Here is an 850-nt window from a genome sequence, read left to right on the forward strand (position 1 = left end):
GTGCTGGGTGCGCTCTACAATCTGTCCGACGACCAGATCGAGTATCAGGTCCGTGACCGGCTGTCGTTCATGCGGTTCCTCGGCCTTGGGCTGGAGGACCGTGTGCCCGACGCGAAGACGGTATGGCTCTATCGCGAGGGTCTGGCGCAGGCGGGCATGGTCGAGGTGCTGTTCCGGCAGTTCGACGGCTATCTGGCGCGTCAGGGCTACATCGCGCGGGGCGGGCAGATCCTCGACGCCTCCATCGTGCCAGTGCCGAAGAACCACAATACACGGGATGAAAACAAGGCGATCAAGGACGGCGAAGTGCCGGAGGACTGGGTCAACAAACCCGCCAAGCGGTCGCAGAAGGATACCGACGCGCGTTGGACCAAGAAGCATGGGAAATCCCATTACGGCTACAAGAACCACGTGAACATGGACCGAAAGCACAAGCTGGTGCGCCGTTATCATGTCAGCGACGCCGCTTTGCACGACAGCCAGGCGGTGGATCACCTGCTAACGCGGAGCAACACCGGCGCCGGCGTATGGGCCGATCCCGCCTATCGTTCTGAAGAAATCGAGGCGAAACTTCGCGCCCTGAAGCTGAAAAGCCGAATTCATCGTAAGGGCAAGCGCGGCAAGCCGCTGACCGAAAGGGGCAGATCCAGTAATCGGACAAAATCCATCCTACGCGCCCGGGTCGAGCATGTCTTCGGCGCGCAGAGCAACGACATGGGCGGGACATTGGTGCGCACCGTCGGAATGGTACGAGCGAAGGCCAAAATCGGGATGAAGAACCTCGCCTACAACATGCGACGCCTCGTGCAGCTGCGTCGCCTGAACCCGTGCCCGGCGTGACGCAGGGTTC

Annotated in this window: 1 protein-coding gene; it reads left to right on the plus strand. The window is 61.4% G+C overall.

Going from position 1 to position 850, the window contains the following annotated elements:
• A partial coding sequence (locus KNW02_RS20655; protein WP_216035048.1) for an IS5 family transposase occupies positions 1-840 on the plus strand: 840 nt, incomplete at its 5' end.
• Between the last annotated feature and the right edge of the window lie 10 nt (positions 841-850).

The organism is Paracoccus marinaquae (genome assembly GCF_018860165.1).
GTDB classification, from domain to species: Bacteria; Pseudomonadota; Alphaproteobacteria; order Rhodobacterales; family Rhodobacteraceae; genus Paracoccus; species Paracoccus marinaquae.